The organism is Salsipaludibacter albus (assembly GCF_019798055.1).
Lineage (GTDB): Bacteria > Actinomycetota > Nitriliruptoria > Nitriliruptorales > Nitriliruptoraceae > Salsipaludibacter > Salsipaludibacter albus.
In genome coordinates this window covers 42,971-58,634 of the sequence record NZ_JAHOPH010000023.1, presented here as the reverse complement: position 1 = coordinate 58,634, position 15,664 = coordinate 42,971, and the positions used below count along the sequence as shown (strand labels likewise).

At 72.6% G+C, this 15,664-nt stretch carries 14 protein-coding genes; 3 read left to right on the top strand and 11 right to left on the bottom strand.

Features of this window, described 5'->3' with window-relative positions:
* Window positions 1-371 precede the first annotated feature (371 nt).
* Entirely contained in the window at window positions 372-1,013 is a 642-nt protein-coding gene (lexA, locus tag KR546_RS13610; protein WP_238445268.1) for a transcriptional repressor LexA, read from the top strand.
* Between the two features lie 108 nt (window positions 1,014-1,121).
* On the opposite strand, the gene hflX is transcribed toward lexA, so the two are convergent.
* Together hflX and KR546_RS13600 are read right to left on the bottom strand one after the other, a co-directional pair.
* Window positions 1,122-2,678, bottom strand: coding sequence for a GTPase HflX (gene hflX / locus KR546_RS13605; protein WP_238445267.1), 1,557 nt, complete (start codon window positions 2,676-2,678; stop codon window positions 1,122-1,124).
* A gap of 90 nt (window positions 2,679-2,768) precedes the next feature.
* Window positions 2,769-3,743, bottom strand: coding sequence for an ATP-dependent 6-phosphofructokinase (locus KR546_RS13600; protein ID WP_238445266.1), 975 nt, complete (start codon window positions 3,741-3,743; stop codon window positions 2,769-2,771).
* Window positions 3,744-3,969: 226 nt separating this feature from the next.
* Here KR546_RS13600 and KR546_RS13595 point away from each other — a divergent pair, with 226 nt between their 5' ends.
* Window positions 3,970-5,205 (top strand): cation:proton antiporter domain-containing protein, encoded by a 1,236-nt coding sequence (locus KR546_RS13595; protein WP_238445265.1) that lies wholly within the window; start codon window positions 3,970-3,972, stop codon window positions 5,203-5,205.
* 39 nt (window positions 5,206-5,244) lie between these two features.
* Here KR546_RS13595 and dapF read toward each other — a convergent pair whose 3' ends face one another.
* The 7 genes from dapF to recA form a co-directional block, all read right to left on the bottom strand.
* Window positions 5,245-6,207 (bottom strand): diaminopimelate epimerase, encoded by a 963-nt coding sequence (gene dapF / locus KR546_RS13590; protein ID WP_238445264.1) that lies wholly within the window; start codon window positions 6,205-6,207, stop codon window positions 5,245-5,247.
* Window positions 6,208-6,274: 67 nt separating this feature from the next.
* Complete coding sequence (gene miaA, locus KR546_RS13585) at window positions 6,275-7,183, bottom strand: tRNA (adenosine(37)-N6)-dimethylallyltransferase MiaA (protein ID WP_338019157.1); 909 nt, start codon at window positions 7,181-7,183, stop codon at window positions 6,275-6,277.
* Window positions 7,184-7,331: 148 nt separating this feature from the next.
* Complete coding sequence (miaB, locus tag KR546_RS13580) at window positions 7,332-8,867, bottom strand: tRNA (N6-isopentenyl adenosine(37)-C2)-methylthiotransferase MiaB (RefSeq protein WP_238445262.1); 1,536 nt, start codon at window positions 8,865-8,867, stop codon at window positions 7,332-7,334.
* Between the two features lie 82 nt (window positions 8,868-8,949).
* Window positions 8,950-9,228, bottom strand: a complete 279-nt coding sequence (locus tag KR546_RS13575) for a hypothetical protein (protein ID WP_238445261.1) — start codon at window positions 9,226-9,228, stop codon at window positions 8,950-8,952.
* 63 nt (window positions 9,229-9,291) lie between these two features.
* The gene (locus KR546_RS13570) at window positions 9,292-10,404 is read right to left on the bottom strand and encodes a neutral zinc metallopeptidase (protein WP_238445260.1); all 1,113 of its coding nucleotides are present in this window, start codon (window positions 10,402-10,404) and stop codon (window positions 9,292-9,294) included.
* 108 nt (window positions 10,405-10,512) lie between these two features.
* Window positions 10,513-11,343, bottom strand: coding sequence for a regulatory protein RecX (locus KR546_RS19760; protein ID WP_238445259.1), 831 nt, complete (start codon window positions 11,341-11,343; stop codon window positions 10,513-10,515).
* Window positions 11,340-12,380, bottom strand: a complete 1,041-nt coding sequence (gene recA, locus KR546_RS13560; protein ID WP_238445258.1) for a recombinase RecA — start codon at window positions 12,378-12,380, stop codon at window positions 11,340-11,342. Before recA ends, KR546_RS19760 begins: the two co-directional genes overlap by 4 nt.
* A gap of 284 nt (window positions 12,381-12,664) precedes the next feature.
* On the opposite strand from recA, the gene KR546_RS13555 reads away from it, so the two are divergent.
* Complete coding sequence (locus KR546_RS13555; RefSeq protein ID WP_238445257.1) at window positions 12,665-13,723, top strand: GNAT family N-acetyltransferase; 1,059 nt, start codon at window positions 12,665-12,667, stop codon at window positions 13,721-13,723.
* 9 nt (window positions 13,724-13,732) lie between these two features.
* Here KR546_RS13555 and KR546_RS13550 read toward each other — a convergent pair whose 3' ends face one another.
* Window positions 13,733-14,365 carry a 2'-5' RNA ligase family protein gene (locus KR546_RS13550; RefSeq protein ID WP_238445256.1) on the bottom strand — a complete coding sequence of 211 codons (633 nt, stop codon included), beginning with the start codon at window positions 14,363-14,365 and terminating at the stop codon, window positions 13,733-13,735.
* Window positions 14,362-15,642 carry a CinA family nicotinamide mononucleotide deamidase-related protein gene (locus KR546_RS13545; protein ID WP_238445255.1) on the bottom strand — a complete coding sequence of 427 codons (1,281 nt, stop codon included), beginning with the start codon at window positions 15,640-15,642 and terminating at the stop codon, window positions 14,362-14,364. Before KR546_RS13545 ends, KR546_RS13550 begins: the two co-directional genes overlap by 4 nt.
* Between the last annotated feature and the right edge of the window lie 22 nt (window positions 15,643-15,664).

Here is a 15,664-nt window from a genome sequence, read left to right as displayed (position 1 = left end):
CAGGGGTCGGGGGTCGGGGCCGGAGGGTCCGGGTCTTGCGAAGTCGGCGGTCGATCTGGTGAGACGCTACGACCCGGGTGTGACAACCTCCGGTGGGGCCAACGTTCGAACGCGTGTTCGTTCGTGATGCCAGTGAACATCGATCACGTGTTCGAGTCAAGCCCGAACACGTGTTTGCCCAGTGGCAACATCCGCCACATCCACTTGCGTTCCATGACAGGGGCCCCACCGCGGCACCAGAACAGGTGTTCGCCATCGGGCACCGTGTCTGCTAGCCTTCGAACACGTGTTCACACAGCGCACGTGGACACCCCGCCAGCCCCCGCTGCCGACCACCCGGGGACCTCGTCACCGCGAACTGGAGCCAAGGCATGGACGACCAGCCCGACCTGACCGAACGCCAGCGCGCGATCATGGACTTCCTCCATGCCCACACCAGCGAGCACGGCTATCCACCCTCGGTCCGCGAGATCGGCGACGCCGTCGGGCTGAAGTCGCCGTCGTCGGTCCATGCCCAGCTGTCGACGCTGGAGGACAAGGGCCTGCTGCGCCGCGACCCCAGCAAGCCACGCGCGCTGGACCTCGACCCGGACGCCACCCGCTACGGCGACGTGCCCGTGTCCCTGCATCGCCAGGTGCCACTGGTGGGCGAGATCGCCGCTGGTGCGCCGCTGCTGGCCGAGCAGCACGTCGAGGCGTCCTACCCGCTCCCCTCGGACCTGGTGGGCGACGGCACGCTGTTCATGCTGACGGTGCGCGGGGACTCGATGATCGAGGCCGGCGTGTTCGACGGTGACTACGTCGTCATCCGCGAGCAGCCGCAGGTCGAGCAGGGCGAGATGTGTGCGGCCCTGGTCGAGGGCGAGGCGACGGTGAAGTTCTTCCGCCGCACCCCGGCCGGGCACGTCTACCTCGACCCCGCCAACGAGGACTACGAGCCGATCCTGGTCCGCCCCGACGAGGACGCGCGCGTCATGGGCAAGGTCACGGCGGTCCTGCGTTCCGTGCGCTGATCGACCGTTGGCGCCAGCTGTCCAGCGGTGTCCGGCACGACCGGCGCACCGTGACCCGGGGACAGGCCGTGTTGCGCTCGGTCCGCTGAGGACGGGCGGGCCGGGGACTCAGCCGGCGGTGGCGGGTTCCTCCCATGGTTCCACCTCGTCGACGAACGGATCCTCGTCGAGGTAGTCACGCAGGGTGCGGGCATCGGCGACGTCCACCGTCGCGACCAGCCGGGTCCCGTCCGCGTCGTGCTCCTCGTCGTGGACGTCGCCTCGCTCGTGGACCAGTGACACCAGGTCACCACGCTCCCACGGCACGTGGGCGACCACGTCCATGCGGGTGCCGGGCAACCGCTCGGCGATCGCCTCGACCAGCTCGTCGACACCGTCACCGGTGCGCGCCGACACGACCACCGGGTCGTGGCCGACCTGGCCGGACAGGTGGCGGGCCAGCGACGCGACCTCGACCGGGTCCGCCACGTCGGCCTTGTTGAGCACGACCTGGGCCGGGACCTGGTCGGCGCCGATCTCCTCGAGCACCTCGTGGACCGCCTCGAGGTGCGTGAGCGCCTCCGGATGCGCGGCGTCGACCACCAGCAGCAACAGGTCGGCGTCGGCCGACTCCTCCAACGTCGAGGTGAACGCCTCGACGAGGTTGTGCGGCAGCTTGCGGACGAAGCCCACGGTGTCGGTCACCACGACCTCGCGCCCGTCCTCCATGTCGAGGCTGCGCACGGTCGGGTCCAGGGTCGCGAACAGCTGGTCGCGGACGGTGACACTCGACCCGGTCAAGGCATTCAGCAACGACGACTTGCCGGCGTTGGTGTAGCCCACCAGCGCGACGGTGTGGACCCGACGGTTGTCGCGGCTGCGGGACTTGGTGCTGCGGATCCGGTCGTAGTCGGCGAGGTCGCGGCGCAGCTTGGAGATGCGTCGGTTGATCCGCCGACGGTCGACCTCCAACTGGGTCTCACCGGGACCACGACCACCGATGCCGCCACCACCGGCGACCCGTCCACCGGCCTGGCGGGACAGGGCCTCACCCCAGCCACGCAGGCGCGGCAGCATGTAGTTGAGCTGGGCCATCTCGACCTGGGCCTTGCCCTCGCGCGAGGTCGCGTGCTGGGCGAAGATGTCGAGGATCACGATCGTGCGGTCGAGCACCTTCTGGCGGATGATCTCCTCCAGGTTGCGCTGCTGGGCCGGTGCGAGGTCGTCGTCGAACACGACCGCGTCGGCATCGACGGTCCGGACCAGGCTGGCGAGCTCCTCGGCCTTGCCACGACCGATCCAGGTGGCCGCCGACGGGGCGTCGCGCCGCTGCACGACCCGGTCGACGACCGTGGCGCCGGCCGTGTCCAGCAGGGCGGTGAGCTCGTCCAGGGACGCGCGGACGGCAGCGTCACTGGTCCCCGGACGTTGCAGCGCGACCACCACCGCCCGCTCGACGGGACGGATGATGTCGACGCCCTCGCGGGGTGCGCCCTCCTCGATGACCTCGCGGCGGGCACGCCGACCCTCGGCACGGGACATGTCGTCGGCGCCGGCCGGGTCGACCTCGGCGTCCGGCGAGTCGTGGGCGGCGTCGTCGAGGACGTCGCCCGGGATCTTGGCGGACCGGTCAGGGGTGTCGTCGGGGACGCGGTCGTCGCGGACTGCGTCGTCGGGCGCGGCCATGGGCCTCCAGGCACGGGCGTGGGTGCTGCGGACGCCCCATCGTAGCGCCGGGGGGTGTCGCGTCGACCCCCCGTGCAGGGTCGCTGCGGGTCAGCGAGCGAGTCGGTCGAGCAGTCCGAACAGGTGCGCCGGCGGGTGGGACTGCTCACTCCACGCATCGACCATCGGGCAGTGGTTGAGCTCGAGGCGGACCTCGCCAACCATGATCCGGTTGGCCCCGTCGAGCAGCGCCGTCACGGCGGCGTCACCCAACCGCGCACCCAGGACGCGGTCACGCATCGACGGCGACCCGCCACGCTGCATGTGCCCGAGGCTGGTCACCCGGTGGTCGAGGTCGACCTCGCTGTCCTCCGGGAAGATCTGGCTCGCGACGCCCCGGGCGCCACCCGGCTCGCCCTCGGCCACCACGACGAGGCAGAACCGCTTGCCCATGTCGAAGGAGTCCCGGACGCGCTCCCGCAGCGCGTCGATGTCGGTCTCCTGCTCCGGCACCAGCGACGCGGTGGCGCCGCCCGCGATCCCGGCGTAGGTCGCGATCCAGCCGGCGTGGCGTCCCATCACCTCGATGAAGAACAGCCGGTGGTGGCTCGAGGCCGTGTCGCGGATCCGGTCGATCGCCTCCAGGGCGGTGTTGACGGCGGTGTCGAAGCCGATCGTGAAGTCGGTGCCGGCGAGGTCGTTGTCGATCGTGCCCGGCACGCCCACGACCGGGATGTCACCCTCCTCGGCGAGCAGGTCGGCGCCCTGCAGCGAGCCGTCCCCCCCGACCACGACCAGCCCGTCGACCCCGGCCTCGTGCATCATCTTGACGGCGTCCTCACGCCCCTCGACCGACCGGAACGTCCGCGACCTCGCGGTGCCCAGGATCGTCCCGCCGATGTGGAGGATCCCCGAGACCGCGCGGGCGTCGATCGGCTCCATCCACCCGCGGTGCAGGCCCCGGTAGCCGTCCCGCACGCCGACCACCTCCAGTCCAGCCGCGTCGGCGGCCCGGACGACCCCGCGCAGCACGGCGTTCATCCCGGGGGCGTCGCCCCCGCTGGTGAGCACGGCGAGTCGCTGCATGCTGGGATCTCCATGGTCGGTCGGGTGCCAGGCTCGGCGCCGACGAGTGTGGCCGAAGGGCCCGACGGTTGCGCGCGCGGCCGCCGCGGGCCGGACGCGACCGGCTCAGTGTCCTGCCTGCGCACACCGGGGTGCGCCCACGCGACGTCGGCCCGCACGAGGGTCCTGGCGTGACGGACCGGCCGACGGACGGGCACCATGGGCCGTCCTCGCCGATCGGCCGCCCGTGGTCCCCGTCACCGTCTTCCTGGTGGTGCTCCTGCTCGTGGCGCTCCTGTCGCGCCGCCTGGTGGACGGTCCCCTGACGCCACCGACCATCATGGCCCTGGTCGGCCTGGCCCTGGCCGCGACCGGCTCGATCGACGTGCAGGTCGACACCGCCGGCTTCCGACTGGGCACCGAGGTGACCCTGTCGCTGGTCCTGTTCGCCGACGCGACCCGCATCCCCCTGCGTGCCCTGCGCAGCGTCGAGCGCCTGCCGGCCCGCCTGCTGGGGATCGGGCTCCCCCTGTCGATCGCCCTGCTCACCGCAACCGCCATGCTGGTGCTCGACCTGCAGCTGGGACCTGCCCTGCTCGTCGGCGGCGCACTGGCCGCGACCGACGCCGCCCTGGCCCGGGTCATCGTCACGTCCGAGGCCCTGCCGACGCGCATCCGCGAGACCGTCAACGTCGAATCGGGCCTCAACGACGGGCTGGCGACGCCCGTGGTGACCTTCGCCATCGCGTTGACCGCCGAGGAGGCGACGGGGTCGGCCAGCGCCGTGAACGAGGCACTGGTCGCGCTCGGGGTCGCAGTGGTGGTGGGCGTGGTCGTGGGACTGCTGGGTGGCTGGGCGCTGCGCTGGGCCGCGGGCCACCACCGCGTCGACACCGTGTTCGCGCAGCTGTTCGGGCTGGCTCTTGTGGGGCTCGTCATCGTCGTGTGCACGTCACTCGGCGCGATCACGTTCGTGGCAGCCTTCCTCGCCGGCTCGGCGTTCGGCCAGGCCTACGGCGACGACACCGCCCACGTCATGGAGTTCTCGGAGGACCTCGCCCGACTGTTCACCCTGGCCGCGTTCTTCGCCTTCGGCCTGGCGCTGCTGCCGGATGCGCTGGCCGCGGTCACCCTCGCCGAGGTGATCGTGGTGGTCGTCGCCCTGACCGTCGCGCGGATGCTGCCGGTCGGGATCGCCCTGGCGGGGTCGGGCCTGCGGCCGGCGTCGACCGCCCTGGTCGGATGGTTCGGCCCGCGCGGTCTCGCGACGGTGCTGTTCGCCCTGATCGCGCTGGAGGACCTGGACGGCGAACTGCCGGAGCGCGCGGTGAACGTCATGGTCCTGACCGTGCTCGCGAGCCTGGTGCTGCACGGCGCCAGCGCCCGCCCGCTGACCCGTCGCTACGCCCGCTGGCTGAGGGACGCCGGACCCGGCGCGGAGACGCCCGAGGACGAGGTCACGATGTCGCGCACGCGCTGGTGACGTCATGGATCGGACGGGGTGGCGCGTTCGCGGGCGGTGTCACGACAGGTGCGTGGCGACCCAGGCGGCGTCGAGGTCGACCGTGCCGACGACCTCCGCCGGGCCGGTCATGAGCAGGTGCCCACCGTCGTCGACCACGATCGACAGGTCGCCCCCGCCCACGCTGACCACCACGGGCCGGTCGTCGGCCAGGACCCCACCGGCGGTGGCGAGGGCGGCGACGGTGGCGCACGCCCCCGTGCCGCAGGCCATGGTCTCGCCGACCCCGCGTTCCCAGACCCGCAGGGCGACGTGGTGGTCGTCGAGGACCTGCACGACGTTGAGGTTGACGTCGTCGCGGAACGCCGCATGGCGCTCGACCCGTGGGCCGATGTCGGCCAGCGCGACGGCGGCCACGTCGTCGACCCGGGCGATCGCGTGCGGGTTGCCCATCGACCGGCCGGCGAAGACCAGGTCGGGGACGTCGGGGAGGCGGAACGTCTCGACGTCCCCTTCGATCGCGTCGAGGTCCAGGCCGATCGTGACCGGGTCGTTCGACGGCGGACCCATGTCGACGGTGACCCGCTCCACGGGGCCGTCGGGCTGGCTGCCGCGGTGCACGCGGACGTGGCGCAGCCCGTCCCGGGTGGCGACGGCCAGCGTGTCGCTGGCGGCGTCGACCATCCCGGTGTCGACGGCGAGCTTGGCGACCACCCGGACCCCGTTGCCGCACATCTCCACGACCCCGCCGTCGGCGTTGCGGTAGTCCATGGTGACGTCCGCACCCGCGACGTCGACGTCGCCGAGGTGGCCCGGGGGCGGCGGTCCTCCCAGCCGGATCACGCCATCGCCGCCGACCCCCGTGTGGCGGTCGCACAGCGCGGCCACGGCGGACGCGGGCAGGTCGACCAGGTCGTCGTCGGGGTCGAGCAGCACGACGAAGTCGTTGCCGGTCCCGTGCGCACGCAGAACCCGACCGGGACGCAGCAGCGCGTCGACCAGGTCGGGGTGCAGGGCAGTCATCGGGATGCCTCGGCTGGGTGGTCGGTCGGTGGCGGGACGGCCTCGGTCGCGGCAACGCCGGGACCGGTCAGGGGTGTTCCAGCACCCCGTGGACGGCCAGCAGCTCGGCACCGGAGGGGTGCCGGCTGGCGCGACACCGGGGGTCCTTGCGGAACCACGAGCGCTGCCGGCGAGCGTAGTTCCAGGTCCGCCGGCTGATCGCGTCGCCCAGCTCGTCGACGGCGAGTTCACCGTCGAGCACGGCGAGCGCCTCGGCCACGCCGATCCCCTGGACGGCGGTGGTCGACAGGCCATGGCGGTCGAGCGCCGCGACCTCGTCGACCAGGCCGGTCGCCACCATGCGCTCGGACCGGGTGGCGATCCGCTCGCGCAGCACCTCGGCGCTCGGCTCGAGGTAGTCCACCACCAGGTCGTAGCGACTGTCGTGGTCGTCCCAGGCGGTCCGGAACGACGAGCACGGCCGGTCGGTCAGCGCCATGACCTCCAGCGCGCGGACGCTGCGGCGGAGGTTGTCGGGCTCGATCCGCTCCGCGGCGTCCGGGTCGACCGCCGCCACGGCGTCGTGTGCCCCGCGCGGGTCGTCGGCCCAGCGTTCCTCCAGGCCGGCGCGGACGTCCGGGTCGGTCGGGGGGAACTCGAGGTCGTCCACGACGGCCCGGAAGTACAGGCCGGAGCCCCCGACCAGCACGGGGACCCGGTCACGGTCGTGGACCTCGGCGATCGCCCGGCGGGCCCATCCCTGGAACCGTGCCACCGACACCTCCTCGGACACGTCGAGGACGTCGACGAGGTGGTGCGGCACGGCGTCGCGGTCCGCGGTCGACGGCTTGGCCGAGGCGATGTCCAACCCGCGGTAGATCGTGAACGCGTCGACCGCCACGATCTCGACGTCACGTCCGCCGGTCACCACCAGGCCGTCGGCGTGTGCGGCAGCAGCCATCGCGGCCGCCGACTTCCCCGAGGCCGTCGGCCCCACGATCGCCCACACCCGCCTCCCCGGACGTCGAGTGTGCTCCTTGCGGCCACCGGTGGCCTCGAGCCGCACACTCGATGGGGGTTGCGCGGTCACGAGGTCGGGGCGGCCAGGGCGTTGGCCAGCAGGTTGGTCATCTCGGGCAGGGTGGTCAGGAGGGCAGGACGGGCAGGGCGATCCGGCCCCGGCGCTCGGCGGGCACCGACGGGTCGGCGTTGCGACCGGTCGGGAAGGCGTCGCCGATCGGCGGGGTCAGCACGGCGTCGGCACCCAGCTGCCAGCCGTCGCCACGCGCCAGCGCACGCCGGGTCGCGTCGCCGGCCGGGGTGGTCCGCACCGCCGTCGGCGTGCTGCCGATCGCGTAGTTGGTGGCTGCCTCGACGATCGTCACGTCGACCAGGTCGCCGGGCGCCACCTCGGCCTCGCCGGCCTGGTCGGACGAGCCGGCCACGTCGCGGGGAAAGTGGACGAGGTGGTTGCCACGGGTGCGCCCGGACAGGCGCGTGTCGTCGGTCTTGGAGGGGGACTCGACCAGCAGTTCCTGGGTGGTGCCGACCAGGCGGGCGTGGGCCTCGTGGGACAGGCGCCGGGTCAAGGCCTCGAGCCGCTGGTAGCGATCGGCGACGACCTCGGGGGCGACGAAGTCGTCGACCATCTCGGCCGCGGGGGTGCCCGGGCGTGGCGAGTACTGGAAGGTGAAGGACTGGTCGAAGCCGGACGCCTCGACGACCCGGAGGGTCTCGGCGAAGTCCTCCTCGGTCTCGCCCGGGAAGCCCACGATCAGGTCGGTGGTCAGCGCCGCGTCGGGCAGCAGCTCGCGGGTCCGGGCGACGAGGTCGAGGAAGCGCTCGGACCGGTAGGAACGACGCATGGCCCGCAGGACCCGGTCGGAGCCGGACTGCAACGGCAGGTGGAGGTGCTCGCAGACGTTGGGGGTCTCGGCCATGGCATGGAGGACGTCGGTCGTGAAGTCCCGGGGATGGGGCGAGGTGAACCGGACGCGTTCGAGGCCGTCGACCTCCCCCATCGCGCGCAGCAGGTCGGCGAACATCGGGCGGCTGTCGAGGTCACGTCCGTAGGAGTTGACGTTCTGGCCGAGCAGGGTGACCTCGACGACGCCGTCAGCGACCAGGGCCTGCACCTCGGCGAGGATGTCGCCCGCGGGCCGGGAGTTCTCCGGGCCCCGCAGCGACGGGACGATGCAGAACGTGCATGCGTTGTTGCAGCCGACCGAGATCGACACCCAGGCATGGTGGCGGACCTCGCGCTTGGCGGGCAGGGCGGACGGGAACGTCTCGAGTGCCTCGACCAGCTCGAGGACCGGCAGCTCGGACGAGTCCGCCTCGGCCAGCAGCGACGGCAGGTTGGCGAGGTTGTGCGTGCCGTACACCACGTCGACCCACGGGGCCCGCTCGGTGATGGTGCCGCCGTCCTTCTGGGCCAGGCACCCACCGACCACGATCGTGGTGCCGCGCTCGTCCTTGAGCGGCTTGAGGTGACCGAGGGTGCCGTACAGCTTGTTGTCGGCGTTCTCCCGGACGGCGCAGGTGTTGAGCAGCACCAGGTCGGCGTCGTCGACCTCGGGGGTGCGCCGGTAGCCCATCGTCTCGAGGATGCCCGCGGCACGTTCGGAGTCGTGCACGTTCATCTGGCACCCGAAGGTGCGGATGGCGTAGGTGCGCGGCATGGCGGGACCAACGAACGAGGACGGGCGGCGGCACCAGTGTGCCGGACGTGGCCTCTGCCCGCGCTCCGCCGTCCCCGGGCGGTCAGTCGGTGACGTGGGTGAAGCGGTCCCGGGTCTGGTGGTGCTCGGGACGGTCGGCCTCGTCAGGCGAGCCCTGCGAGGTGGCGACCAGCGCGACCGCGACCATGCCGATGATCCCGGCCGAGATCGCGCCGCCGTCGACCGCGAGGAACACACCGACGATCGCGGCCAGCAGGATGTAGCCGGCGTAGGCACGGACCCGGGAGTGCCCGACGAACAGGGCGGCCACGATCACGAGCCCGGGCACGCCCACCAGCAACCACGCCTGCAGCACGTCCATCGGTCGTCCTCACGTTGCATCTGGGCGGGTGGGAGTGCCGCCGATCCTAGCGCCGGTGGTGCGTCAGGCATCGGGCTCGAGCAGGATCGGCAGCTGGACCTCGAACCGGTCGAACAGGTCGAGGGCCGAGCTGACCATGCCCTGCGGACGGGCGTCCTGTGCCAGTCCTGCACCCCACGTCGCGGCGGCCTCACGCTGGTTGGGGGTGCCGTGGTGGCCCGAGTTGGTGAACGAGCAGTCCCCGACGTCGTAGGCCCCGACGATCGCCTCGGTGATGCGCTTGGTCTGGAAGGTGGCGCCGCGGGCGTGGGCGAGGTTGTAGGCCGCGAACGCGTCGGCCATCAACTCGGTGCGGCGCGTGGCCTCGGGGGCTGGCAGCGGGCTGTCGAACGCGCCGATCTCGAACTGGACGTGGTGGGCGAACTCGTGGGCGTGGACGAAGTCCGGGCCGTTGTCGCCGATGCCCAGCTCGTCGAGTGCGGTCAGCACGCCGTCGCCCATCACGATCTTGTCCGGGATGACGAGACCGGGCAGGATCTCGCCGCCCTCGATCGCGAAGGCGTTGAGGGTGAAGTAGGGGTGGTCGTAGCCGATGGTGGGCTCGGCCTCGATCTGGGCCTGGACGAAGTCGACGACTGCCTGGGCCGTGCCGGCGCCGACGCCGAACAGGGCCTGCACCGTCGGGACCATCTTGGCATCGTCGGCGATGTCGGCGCCGTGCATCCCGTGGAGCCGGACGTCGTCGGTCGGGACGTCCCAGAAGCGCTGGGCGTCCTTGTGGCGGGTGCGCTGCTCGCGGGTCTGCGAGCCGTCCACGCCGACGGTGTCGTCGGACGGATCGTCGTCGAACAGGGCGGTGTAGTAGGTCGGCCACGCCGACACCGCGTACTGCTCGATGGTGTTGAGCACGGCGAGGTTCGTGCGTGCCAGGAGGTCGTCGATCCAGTCGTAGAACTCGGTCGCCTCGCACTCGTAGTCGGCCGGGTCGATCGCGCGTTGCAGGGCATCACGCCAGGGCGTGTCGATGCCCAACGCCGCGTCCACCGCGGCGACCCGTTCGGCTGCGTCGGCCGGCACGTCGGGTCCGACGGTGTCGGACGGTGCGGCAGATGCGGCGCTGATGGATGTTGCGACCAGCAGGACGCTGGCCAGCATGGCGACGATGGTGCGCTTCATGGTCGATGTCTCCTCGCGGGCGACTCGTGGGCGCCCGACCCGGTGCCCCACGCGGACGTGACCGACCCTAGGACGTGATGCCGCTCGGCGCACGGGTCCCGCGACGGATCAGTGGCCGGCGACGCGGTCGTCCTCGCGGTCGTCGAACACGACCTGGCGCGCGACCTTGCGGGCCACGTGCTCGTTGTGGCCGCGGCGCGCCAGGTAGGCGACCAGGCGACGGAAGGCCTTCTCGGCGTCGAGGTCGCGGTAGGACCGGGCCTTGCGCTGGGCCACGTCGAAGGCGACGGCTTCCGGGTCACGGTCGCGCACCTCGCCCAGGGCCGTCTCGATCACGTCCTCGGGCAGTTCACGCGTGCGCAGGTCGGCCCGCAGCCGGCGCGGCGCATGCCCCTTCTCGCGACCCTCGGCAACCAGTGCGGCGGCATAGGCCCGGTCGTCGACCAGGCCCTGCTCGGCCGCGTCCTGCAGTGCGAGGGGGATCGCGGCGGCAGGCACGTCACGATCCCGCAGCTTGCGCTCCAGGCGGCCGGTCGATGCCGGCGTGCGCGCGGTGGATCGCTGGATGAACGCGACGGCACGGCTGACCTCGTCCATCAGCGGACCGGGTTCGCGCGGTTCCGCGGCGTCGGACTCCAGGTCCGTGTCCGTGCCGTCCGCACCCGGGACCTCGGACGCGGGGTCGTGGCCGTGGCCCGGGATGGTCGCCGGCGCCTCGGTGGCGAGCTGGGCAGCCTCGCGGGCGCTGGGTGGCGGACGGTCTGCGGGAGCGGGCGGGCCGTCGGAGGCATCGTCGCCGGAGCCGGGGTCGACCCGGATCGGCTGGGGCTCGATCCCGCGCTCGGCGAGCCACTGCTCGGCCGAGCGGAACGGGGTGGCCTCGTCGGCGACGTCGGCGTCGCTGCGGGACGTGAGGTCGTCGTGGCCCTGGCCGGTCACTCGTCATCACCCTCGTCGGAGTCGTCGGCGACGTCGTCCTCGGGGTCGTCGGACGGGATGATGCCGAGCTTCTGCTTGACGAGGCGCTCGATCTCCTCGGCGATGTCGACGTGCTCCTTGAGGAAGGAGCGGGCGTTCTCGCGTCCCTGGCCGAGCTGCTCGCCGTCGTAGGTGTACCAGGCACCCGCCTTGCGGATGAGGCCCTCCTCGACGCCGATGTCGATCAGCGAGCCCTCCTTGGAGATGCCCTCGCCGTACATGATGTCGAACTCCGCCTTGCGGAACGGCGGGGCGACCTTGTTCTTGACGACCTTGACCCGGACCTTGTTCCCGACGATGTCGGTGCCGTCCTTGAGCGACTCGATCCGACGCACGTCCAGGCGCACCGACGAGTAGAACTTCAGCGCCCGGCCACCCGGCGTGGTCTCCGGCGAGCCGAACATGACCCCGATCTTCTCGCGGATCTGGTTGATGAACACCGCGCAGGTCTGGGACTTGTTCAACGACCCGGCCAGCTTGCGCAGGGCCTGGGACATCAGGCGGGCCTGCAGGCCGACGTGGGTGTCACCCATCTCGCCCTCGATCTCGGCCCGAGGGGTCAGGGCCGCGACCGAGTCGATGACGAGGATGTCGACCGCGCTGGAGCGGATCAGCATGTCCGCGATCTCGAGCGCCTGCTCCCCGGTGTCGGGCTGGGAGACCAGCAGCTCGTCGATGTCGACGCCCAGCGCCCGGGCGTAGGACGGATCCAGGGCGTGCTCGGCGTCGATGAAGGCGGCGATGCCCCCGGCCTTCTGGGCCTCGGCGATCACGTGCAGGGCCACGGTGGTCTTGCCGGAGCTCTCCGGTCCGTAGATCTCGCACACCCGGCCGCGGGGCAACCCGCCGACCCCCAGGGCGACGTCCAGCGACAGTGCGCCGGTGGGGATCGCGGGGATCAGCGGACGGTCGTCGTCGCCCAACTTCATCACCGAGCCCTTGCCGAACTGCTTCTCGATCGAGGCCAGGGCGGCCTGGAGGGACTTCTGGCGGTCCATGTGGCTTCCTTGCGTGCGGGGCGACGGTGTTCAGGACGGGAGCGGGCGGGTGGGTCGAGCTCGTCGGTCAGCACCGTACGGTCTGGCTGCGACAGGCCGGTGGAGGCATTGCCGGCTTGGGGAAACGGAGCGGGCGGACGCTGGTGGCGAACGCCTGTTCGAGAAGCGTAGTCGAACAGGCGTTCGTCCCGCAACCACGTCGTCGTCCACAGGCCGAGCACGAACCGGCGATCCCCACGGATGGCTGGATAGCCTCGCCACGAACTCCACCGTCGGATGCCGCAATGCCACGATTCGTCTTCATCGACACCGAGGCCACTGGCCTGGACCATCGGCGTCACGAACTGACCGAGGTCGCCTGGATCGTGCGCTTCGAGGACGGGGTCGAGGAGACCCGCCAGTTCTTCCCCGAGCACACCCTGGACGGTGCCGAGCCCGCCGCGCTCGAGCTGACCCACTACCACGACCGGATCGGTCCGCGCCCCCGCACGCCGGCGACCGTGTGGCTGCGCCAGCTGCTGGCGGACGCGGCCGGTGGCCACCTGGTCGGCGCCGTGCCGGACTTCGACGCCCACCACCTCGAGCTGATGTGCCACAAGCTCGGGCTGGTGCCCAGCTGGGACCACCACCTCATCGACGTCGGCACGCTGGCCCTGCCGCTGATCGCGGACCAGCCGGAGGGACCACGCTCGCTGGCAAAGACCTGTCGTGCCCTGGGCGTGCCGCACGACGACAACCTCGCCCACGGCGCCCTCTACGACGCCCAGCAGGCCATGCGGGCGTTCGACGCGGTCTGGGACCGACTGGCCAAGCTCCGCGCCGACGGTGCGCCGCTGCCCGACGCCGTCCCGCGCACCGGGGGCAACGGGAACGGACCCCGGGTCGACCTCGTCGAGGTGACCGACCGCAACTGGCGGGACGTGGCCGACGTGGCGCCACGGTCCCACCAGCAGCAGTTCGTGTTCCCCAGTGCAGCGCGCTACCTGCTGCTTGCCGACCGCAGCGAGTGGCACTCGCTGGGGATCGTGTTCGAGGGCCACGTCGTCGGCCACGTGATGTACGCCACCGAGGCCATGGACGACCCCGCGGACGACGTCGACTGGATCGGCGGACTGGTCATCGACCGGCGACACCAGGGACGGGGGTTCGGGTCCGCCGCGGCCCGGGCGCTGCTGGACCGCCTGGTCGATCGCGAGGTCCGGCTCACGGTGCACCCGGACAACCACACCGCCCAGCGGATGTGGCGGTCGCTCGACTTCCACCCGACCGACGAACGCGACGACGAGGAGGTCGTGTGGGTCCGACCCGCACCCGGGCCCGACGACGGTGACGGGGCGGCCTGAGCCGGCCGGTCACACGCGCAGCGCCCAGCCGTCTCGCTGGACGTAGTGGGCCGGTCCGTCGCCGGTGTGGGAGGCGTACAGCCCCACCGTGTCGGGCCGCCACCCGACCGGGTCGTCCGGCGCGTCGTCCCAGGCGGCGCGGACGGCCCGGTGGAGACCTTGCGGCCCCGTGCCCCGGCGTGCCCGCGCCACGGTGAGGTGGGGACGCCACGGCCGCGCGAGCGCGTCCCGGGCACGCTCGGACAGGCGCTCGTCGAGGGCTGCCAGTCGTTCGGCCAGCGTTGTCTGCAGGGTGTCCAGCAGTGGCGGAACCTCGACCCGGAGCGCGACGGCCCGTCCCAGCCGGACCGGTGGCCCCAGCACGGCGTCGCCGACGCCGGCCGGTCCCGCGACCGGGCCGTGGAGGCCACCGACGACCACGTCGGCGACGGTCCGGCCGATGATCCCGGCGACCCGCCGGACCAGCTCGCGGTCGAGCCGGTCGAGCCAGGCCAGGGTGACGTGCCAGCCGTCCGGACGCGTCCACGTCGCGTCCACCCGGACGGGCAGGTCGCCGAGTCGCGCTCGCACCTCGGCGACGGTCGGACCGGGCACGTCGAGGGCGACGAACATCGTGTGCTGCTCGTCTGCCCCGGTGGTCACGACGACGCCAGGCGCCGCCGGATCGCGTCGATCGCGGCGCTGGCCAGCCGGTCGCGGACCGCGGACCGGTCCCCCGGCAGGTGGCGCGACCAGACCGCGCTGCCGTGTTCGTCGGCGACGGCCCACACGGCCGTTCCGACGGCCACCCCGTCCTGTTCGTCGGGGCCGGCCACGGCCGTGGTCGCCACGCCCAGGTCCGCCCCGAAGCGCGCGCGGACCGCGACGGCCAGCGCCTCGGTCACGGGCTCGGACACGGCGGGGTGTGCGTCCAGCAGCGCCGGATCGATCCCGGCCACCGTGGCCTTGGTCTCGGTCGCGTAGACCACTGCCCCGCCCCGCAGCACCGCCGACACGCCCGGGACGTCGGTCAGGCGGGTCAGCACCAGTCCCCCGGTCGCCGATTCCGCCACGGCGACCGTCCGCCCGGCAGCCTCGAGGGCCCGGACCACCGCGACCTCCAGCCCGTCGTGGTCCAACCCGACCACGGCCGTGCCGAGCACGCCGACCGCGGCATCGACCGCGGCGCCGGCCCGTGCGGCGACGTCGTCGCGATCGTGCCCGGCGGCGGTGAACCGGACCCGGATCCCACCCCTGGTCGCCAGGTAGGCCACCTCGACGTGGTCGGCCACGGCAGCGGCCTCGACGTCGGCCAGGGCCTCGGCCACGTCGGACTCGCCCAGGCCCGCGACGTGCACGACCCGGGTCAGCTCGCGCCGCCCACCGGACCGGGCGGCCACCGGGTCGGCCACGTGGCGATCGAACAGGGCGCGCAGCTCCCACGGCACGCCGGGCAGGACGTGCAGGTCGACCTCGTCGATCGACAAGGAGAAGCCCGGGGCCGTGCCGACCGGGGGCATCGCCACCGCGCCCTCGGGCAGGTCGGCCTGCACCCGGTTGCTGGGTGGCATGCGTCGGTCGAAGGACGCGAACCGGTCCTCGATCGCCTCGACCAGCTCCGGGCGGCGGGACAACGCGCGGCCGGTGACCTGCGCCACGGCCTCCCGGGTGCGGTCGTCGGACGTCGGGCCCAGTCCGCCACCGACCACGACCACGTCGGCCCGCGCCAGTGCGAGCTCGAGGCCGTCGACCAGTTCGTCGAGATCGTCGGACACGGCCACGGTCAGGCGGGGACGCACGCCCAGGCTCCGCAGGCGGCGGGCCAGCCAGGCGGCGTTCGTGTCGACCTGGTCGCCGCCCACGATCTCGGTGCCGACCGACACGATCGCGGCCCGTGGGGACGGGCCGGCCTCGGCCCGGCCGGGATCGGCAGGGCTCATGCCGGTGCATTCCCCGTGCGCA